The organism is Rubritalea tangerina (assembly GCF_042683245.1).
Classification (GTDB): domain Bacteria; phylum Verrucomicrobiota; class Verrucomicrobiia; order Verrucomicrobiales; family Akkermansiaceae; genus Rubritalea; species Rubritalea tangerina.
Window position 1 is genome coordinate 1 of sequence record NZ_JBHUJB010000081.1, and the last position, 7,691, is coordinate 7,691.

The window sequence follows — 7,691 nt, forward strand, 5'->3', positions numbered from 1 at the left end:
TAAGCGAGCCATCATGAATTATATTGAAGAAAGTAACCGTGCATCCAAACCTTTCAAGTGGACTGTCTCGGCTGATCAGATCTTTGAAAAAATCGAATCATTTTGCACAGGACTTCGCTGACAGCACACTAGTGGAGGTGGAGTTTTAAGATTCTGATGATTTCTTCAATTGCCTCATCGTTGTCTTGAGCATTATGCCATGAGGGGACAACAAGCTCTGAGGCGACTCCCTCGAGGTGTGAGCTTGAGTAGGCTACGATGCCATCTGAGCTATTTTCTAATTTTCCCCCCCAGCCACGGTCACCGATGATGGAGTGGTAGGTGACTTGGGGAAGTTTTGGGCGGCTGAGGTTATATTTGAGAGCGGGGTTATTGTAGCGTAGTCGTTGGACGCCATCCATACCTTCCTGCATGTTGAAGATTTCGCGTCCCGCCTGGGTGAGGTCATGGCGGTAGTGCTGTGGGTCGATACCGACGATATTTTTGGGGATTTCGATGAGGTGAGAGGTGAATTGTCCGATCCAGTTATCGGCATATTTCGAGCCACGGTGTGGGGTGGCAATGAAGATGGCGCGTGTGACACAGTCGAGAGGAGGTTGTTCGAGGAGTTCTTTGATAGCGTCTTTGCCCTTACTTTCAGCGGTGAGAGAATCAACGCTTTTGGTATAGAGTTCGCTGGCTGCGCCTCGATAGTCACGTGTGACAGCACTGGTGAGAAGGCCACCCATGCTATGGCCGATGATCACCATTTGATCGGCTTTGGAGCCTGCGCCATGTTGTTTTAGGTAGGTTTCGAGTCTTCTGATTTCTTTTTTGAGTCTTGCGGCACTGTGTGAAATAGGGAGGCCAGTGGGGTAGAAGTAGGCGTAGAGTTGGTAGTTATCTCGAATGGTTTCATTTTGGAGGAGGTTATGGGAGGGTTTAACCCAGAGGTTAGGTGAGGCTGCTAGGCCATGGACTAGAATGATGGGGATGCGTTGGGGATCGACAGGATCGAGGCTGAATAGACCCATGGAGGAGACGCCTCGAGCGGGTCGTAACACGTTAAGAATTCCTTGGTATTTTAGTTCTTTGGTAAGCGTCTCGGAGAATGCAGTGGGGACGCTGTAATTGGCACTCAAGTTAGGATTGGATCTTGAGTCAGAGAGTGTAAATTCTACAGCTTGGGAGTCTAACCACTGCGCGGTGACAGTGAGGCTGTAGATTTGTCCGACTTTTGGAATGAAAGGGTAGGAGTTTACCCGTTCTTCAGTCCAATCAGTAAAGGCTACCATGGGTGCTCCGGTGCCAGCATCGAGAATTGTGGGTTGGAGGGCTGGAGTGTTGTACTGGCCGGCGTATTTTAAATTATCGATGCAGTTGATGTAGGTCTGGGAGACTGAGCATGATGAAGGGGGTATCACTGAATAGTGCTTATGTTGTAGGTGCTGCCCCCAGAGTTGTTCTTCGTGGACGAGTTGGACGCCGAGACCGAGGGCTAGTTGATAGGCGTGATTCGCCCAGGTTGTTTGTGATTTGTGGGGTGCGAGTTCTCTGGCTGTGGACAAGAGAATGGCGGCTGCATCTGCGGGTTGGGGTTGTGAGAGATGGATGGCCTTGCGGATTTGGGCGCGTGCATTTTTCGCGTAGCTCCATTCGTTAAATGGCGCTCGAGGAAGGCTATCTGCCAATTGGTTAGAAGAATGTTTCTGCATGACGGGCACACAAGAAGCGCAGAGGGAAGCGCATAGTACCAAGGCGAGGCGGAATATGGCAGATGCGGATGCAGTCATGTCTAAAAGTTAAAGTGGCCTCTGAGACCGGTGACAATTTCATAATCGCCTCTGAGGCCATTGCCAACAAGGAATTGGATATCAGGGGTGATCTCGAGTTGGAATGGAGCTTGGTAGCGGTAGAAGGTTTCGATGACGCCTTGGATATCAGAGGTTGCTGATGAGCGGCCCACTCCTATGCCCAGTCCGAAGAGGTCTGTTTCACGGCATGTTTTACCGAAGCCGATGACGCCCATCCTGTTGAGATCTGATTGGGTGCCATGGCTGTTAGCGAACCTGAGGAAGAGGGATTTATCTGAATCTTCGAAATGTGCTTCATAGCCTAGGCTAAAGCCGTAGTCTTCCTGAGCGTCTTCCGTACCATCAGCGGCCCATAGCATGGCTTGGATATGGCTTTCGGTGCCCTTTTTCTTTCCCCAGGTGAAGCCAGTTTGTATGGCTGTGAATAGATCGTTAGAATTAAGGTCGAAGTCGACTTGGGCTCCTGTTTTACTCGCTTGTACTTGGGTGAGGGCATAGGTCAGGTCAAAGTAGTCATTGATCTGCCAGCGGGCAATTCCTCCTGCGCCGAAACGTGGGTAGGGGACGGCAGGGTTCGTGGAAAACACACGGTTCAAGAATGCTTTTTTAGCACTGCGCATGGCGTGAGAATCGAGTCGAGACTCGACTGCTAGTTGGCCGTATCTGAGTTCTACTTTTCCATCGTGAAAGATGTGCTGGACGTAGAGGTCGGGAATTTCAAAGCCGCTGTTACTGAAGCCATCAGTGGTGCCAAGAATGCTCCCTATACTTCCTGCTAACTGGGAGGCGGGGATATCAAGCAGGCTGTGTCGGTGACGGATGCGAAATTTGATACAGAGGAGACCGTCACTTTCGCCACCAATGCGCTCCATAAGCCGGCTAGGGTAGTCTTCATTAATAAAAACCCAGCGTCCACCAAGGTGGAGTTCTCCTGAGCCAGCGCTTTCGCCTTCAGTGACTGCAGCTTGAATCAGCGCGCTATAGGTTAGGGCCAGCTCTAGACGGTCTGTGGAGAAAATTGATTTGTTCGCTCGTTCATTGTCCTGGAGGCCTGCGAGAGAGAGTTCTTCAACTTCGGTGACAGCTGCTGGCTCCTGAGCCGAGAGGCAAAGGCAAGTGAGAGAGAGAGAGACTAGTTTCCACAGGCACTTCATGACCACTAGCAGTTCATACTGAAAGATGGAGTTGTTTGTCAACTCAGGGCCTATCTTCTCGTTAGGAATGTGAGAGGTATAGTGGTTTGTGAGTTAAAACAATTGTTAGTTTATATTAATCATTAATCATCACTGATCATATTGACATCATTTTGATCTAGATTCTAGTGGGAGATTGCTTTATATGTTTGATTCTGAAGTAAATTTTCCACCCTAACATTTGTTAGATTAAATTTAAATAGAAATGATTTCATCTTTAAGGAGTAGTATAGCGATAGCGTTATCGCTAGGGTTAGCGACGGGCATGTCGGTGAAAGCTGAGCAGAGAAGTGTGAGTGAGGTTTCGGTGATTCAGATTATGCCGTCATGGAGTTCGGGTCCGAGTAAGACTGCGATTTTAACATTCATAGATGAGGTATGTAAGGAGGGGGGTGAGAGTTATGTGAGGCCTGAGGACAGGATAGCGGTATTTGACAATGACGGGACGTTATGGGCGGAGCAGCCGATATATTTTCAGGCATTGTATGCATTTGATCGGGTAAAGGAGATGGCACCTCAGCATCCGGAGTGGAAAGAGAGAGAGCCTTTTAGGTCGGTGTTAGCGGGAGATTTAAAGAAAGCGTTGAGTGGTGGGGAGAAAAGTTTGCTAGAGATTGTAAAGGTGACGCATAGTGGGATGACGACTGAGGAATTTGCAGCATCTGTACGCAAGTGGATTGACAGTGCGAAGCATCCTCAGACTGGGGTACCTATCAAGGAGATGGTTTACCAGCCGATGCTTGAACTGTTGGACACGATGCGGAAGTGGGGTTTTAAGACATACATTGTATCTGGAGGGGGGATTGATTTCATGCGAGTATTTTCTGAGGAGGTGTATGGGATACCACCTGAGCAAGTGATTGGGAGTTCTGTGGAGGTAAAGTTTGAGTTGAGAGATGGGGTACCAGTGATAGTGCGTGAGCCGAAGGTTGGCTTTATTGATGACAAGGAAGGGAAGCCAGTGGGGATTCACACGCACATAGGCAAGCGGCCGATAGCAGCATTTGGAAATTCTGATGGTGATTTACAGATGTTGCAGTGGACTGCGGCAGGGGATGGCAAGCGATTATGCGTGTACATTCATCACACTGATGCGGAGAGGGAGTGGGCGTATGATCGAGATTCTCACATTGGCAAGCTAGACAAAGGGCTTGATGAAGCGAAAGCGAAGGGCTGGACCGTTGTGGATATGAAAGAGGAGTGGAATAAGATTTTTAAATAACCCTAGTAACCTAACAAACAATGAAAACAAATAAGAGAGGGCTTTTCCAGAAGGGAGGAGCCAAATCCATATTCGGTGCCGTGATGACAGCGACAGCTGTCATCGTAGGTGGAGTAGATTCTGCTGCAGGGCAGGACAAGGCGAAGAAGCCAAACATTCTAGTGATTTGGGGGGATGATGTCGGTCAGTCGAACATCTCTGCGTATACGCGAGGCGTGATGGGCTACACGACACCCAACATTGATCGCATTGCCAAGGAAGGAATGATTTTCACTGACTACTATGGTGAGCAATCGTGTACGGCGGGTCGTTCTTCATTTATCATGGGGCAGAGTGTGTTCCGTACGGGGCTTTCTAAGGTAGGATTGCCGGGGGCGGATCTCGGGATGCAAGAGGAGGATATTACGATAGCAACGGTACTAAAGGACCAGGGTTATGCGACTGGGCAGTTTGGAAAAAACCACTTGGGTGACAAGGATGAGCATCTTCCGACAAATCATGGATTTGATGAATTCTATGGTAATCTCTATCACTTGAATGCAGAGGAAGAGCCAGAGAATGAAGACTATCCCGCTGATTATAAGTTACCTGATGGCAGGACCTTTATTGAGGCATATGGACCACGTGGTGTGATCAAGTCCTCAGCGGACGGTAAGATTGAAGACACAGGTCCATTGACTAAGAAGCGTATGGAGACTGTGGATGATGACACAGTGGCGCATGCCATTGACTTTATTAAGCGCGCTGAGAAGGCTAACAAGCCATGGTTTGTGTGGTGGAGTGGGACACGGATGCATTTCCGCACACACGTGAGTGCTGAGAAGATGGCAAAGATTAAGGAGCAGTATCCTCATGCGGATGAATACACATGTGGCATGCTAGAGCATGATATGCACATTGGTGAGTTCCTCAAAGTGCTCGACGAGCTTGGTATTGCTGACAATACGATCATCCATTACTCGACTGATAATGGTCCGCACTACAATACCTGGCCTGATGCGGCTGCGACCCCGTTCCGCGGAGAAAAGAACACGAACTGGGAAGGTGGCTGGCGTGTGCCGTGTGCTGTGAAGTGGCCTGGAGTGATTAAGCCAGGATCAGTTTCTAACGGCATTGTTCACCACATGGACTGGCTTCCAACATTTGCAGCGGCAGCTGGCAATAAGACAATCAAGCAGGACTTGCTGAAGGGGTATAAATCAAAAGCTTTGGGTCGTGATTATAAGAACCATCTCGACGGTTATGATTTATCAGCTCACTTGGCCGAACCACAGAAGGTTATCTCTCCACGTCGCGAGATTTTCTATTTCTCAGACGACGGAGATTTGACCGCATTGCGTTATGACAGCTGGAAGTTGATCTTCATGGAGCAAAAGACAGAAGGTGGCCTACGTGTGTGGATGGATCCATTTGTTCCTCTTCGCATACCATTGATCTTCAACTTACGCCGTGACCCTTATGAGCGCGCAGAGATTACTTCCAATACCTATTACGATTGGTTATTGGATCGCGCTTATCTGTTGGTTCCAGCGCAGCAATATGTTGGGAAATTCTTAGAGACCTTTAAGGAATACCCACCAAGGCAGAAGGCGGCTTCCTTCTCACTAGATCAGGTGATGGAGAAGCTTACCGTTCCAGCAAAGAACTAAATTACGATACCATGAGGGCACTCGATAATGAGTGCCCTCTTTCTTTTAGAGATTACTATGAAGATGATGAGAAGGGCGTTAAAGGCTTTGGCATATTGCCTGAGCATCGATCCGTAGATTCTTCAGGGTTCTGGCAGCTTCAATTTAGATCACGTGATGGAAAGCATCAGTAAAAGGGCCGGGGATAAGTAAGTTTCTTAACAGATGACTCTTCTTTCCTACAAATGAATATAAGATCAATACTTCTAATTTTTGCGAGTCTGACCATCACAGTGATTGCTCTTCTCTATGGCATTTCACCTACGTGGTTTTTTGAGACATTTTTAGCTACAGAGGCGGCACCGAGCATCGATCAGACACATATTTTGAGAGCCGTCACAACTTTGTATTTATCACTTGGAGGCTTCTGGTTATGGAGTGCCTTTAGTGACAAATATCGCGATGCAGGAGTCTTGGTGTTAGGTATTTTTTGTGGAGGTTTAGTCATTGGGAGAGTCATCAGTATTATTGTAGATGGAATGCCTTCGACAATATTGTTGGTTTATACATTAATGGAATTATCACTCGTGCCAGTCTGTGTATGGGTGTTACGTAGCAAAAAATTTTAGTTATGAGCGCTCATCAATCTATTAAACAACTGCAATCAAGTATGCAGTCCTCCATTATTGGTCAGGAGGCTGTGGTGAAGGGCATTTTATTGAGTCTTCTGTGCAATGGTAACATTTTGTTAGAAGGTTTACCAGGTTTGGCAAAAACGCGTGCGGTGAAGAGTTTGGCGCAGCATTTGGTGGCAGACTTTAGCCGGATTCAGTTCACTCCGGATTTGTTACCCTCTGATATCACTGGGTCTGAGATGTATTTGGGGGAGTCATCGAGTGAGCGCTTTGAATTCAAGCCGGGACCGATTTTTGCGAACATTGTGTTAGCTGACGAAGTGAACCGGGCGCCTGCGAAGGTTCAGGCTGCATTGTTAGAGGCGATGGAGGAAAGGCAAGTGACGGTATCTGGTGAGACGCACAAGATGGCTCCATTATTTATGGTGATGGCGACTCAGAATCCGATTGAGCAGGAGGGGACGTATCCCTTACCTGAGGCTCAGATGGATCGTTTTTTGATGCACATATCGATTGATTACCCGAGTGATGAGGATGAGAGGTTGGTGATGCGTTTGGTACGTGGTGAATCTGGCGCTGGAGCAGCAGAGAAGGAGGCTATTGAGGTCGCGCAGGAAGCGGTATTTGGGGCAAGAGAGGAGATTGAGGGAATCGAGATTAGTGAGGCAATGGAGCAATACATTGTGTCATTGGTGGCAGCCACACGGAGGCCGAGTGAGCTGGACGCGGATTTAGGGCGTATGATTCAGGTAGGGGTGAGTCCTCGGGGTAGTATTGCTTTGGACAAGGCAGCGAGAGCCCATGCTTGGTTAGAAGGGAGATCGAGTGTGATCCCTGACGATGTTCGTGCTGTGATTGGTGATTGTTTACGTCACAGGATCGGGTTGAGTTATGAAGCTCAGGCAGAGGGGGTGACGAGCGATGAGGTTATTGCTAGAATTGTGAAGTTGGTAGCTGTAGCGTGATTTGACTGGGGTATTGGTCAAATGCAACGTGATGTTAGTTAATGGACTGGACTAAAATAAAGCGTGTAAAAGTTGAGCAAACTTCTGAGACAGAGGGAGTGTATGCGAGTCTGGAAGAATTGATACGGTTTCAATTTTTGACACGTGATTTTTCATTTCTACCGACGCAGCCGGTGCAATCGGTACTGGCTCATGCGCGTTCACTTAAGCATAACTGATTGAAAATAAGTAAATAAAAAGCTTGCAAAGGTGAGT

6 protein-coding genes are annotated in these 7,691 nt (G+C 48.0%); 4 read left to right on the top strand and 2 right to left on the bottom strand.

Translation table 11 applies throughout. The features are described 5' to 3' along the window. Positions 1-128: 128 nt before the first annotated feature. Together ACFSW8_RS16295 and ACFSW8_RS16300 are read right to left on the bottom strand one after the other, a co-directional pair. Positions 129-1,772 (bottom strand): esterase/lipase family protein, encoded by a 1,644-nt coding sequence (locus ACFSW8_RS16295; RefSeq protein ID WP_377088133.1) that lies wholly within the window; start codon positions 1,770-1,772, stop codon positions 129-131. 2 nt (positions 1,773-1,774) lie between these two features. Continuing rightward, positions 1,775-2,947 carry a carbohydrate porin gene (locus tag ACFSW8_RS16300; RefSeq protein WP_377178782.1) on the bottom strand — a complete coding sequence of 391 codons (1,173 nt, stop codon included), beginning with the start codon at positions 2,945-2,947 and terminating at the stop codon, positions 1,775-1,777. 304 nt (positions 2,948-3,251) lie between these two features. Here ACFSW8_RS16300 and ACFSW8_RS16305 point away from each other — a divergent pair, with 304 nt between their 5' ends. From ACFSW8_RS16305 to ACFSW8_RS16320, 4 genes are all read left to right on the top strand, one after another. Beyond that, a complete protein-coding gene (locus ACFSW8_RS16305; protein WP_377091413.1) occupies positions 3,252-4,208 on the top strand; it encodes an HAD family hydrolase in 957 nt (318 codons plus the stop codon). Between the two features lie 83 nt (positions 4,209-4,291). Continuing rightward, positions 4,292-5,857 (top strand): arylsulfatase, encoded by a 1,566-nt coding sequence (locus tag ACFSW8_RS16310; protein WP_377091414.1) that lies wholly within the window; start codon positions 4,292-4,294, stop codon positions 5,855-5,857. 224 nt (positions 5,858-6,081) lie between these two features. Beyond that, positions 6,082-6,465, top strand: a complete 384-nt coding sequence (locus ACFSW8_RS16315; RefSeq protein WP_377088139.1) for a DUF4345 domain-containing protein — start codon at positions 6,082-6,084, stop codon at positions 6,463-6,465. Positions 6,466-6,467: 2 nt separating this feature from the next. Continuing rightward, a complete protein-coding gene (locus ACFSW8_RS16320; protein WP_377088141.1) occupies positions 6,468-7,436 on the top strand; it encodes an AAA family ATPase in 969 nt (322 codons plus the stop codon). Positions 7,437-7,691 lie beyond the last annotated feature (255 nt).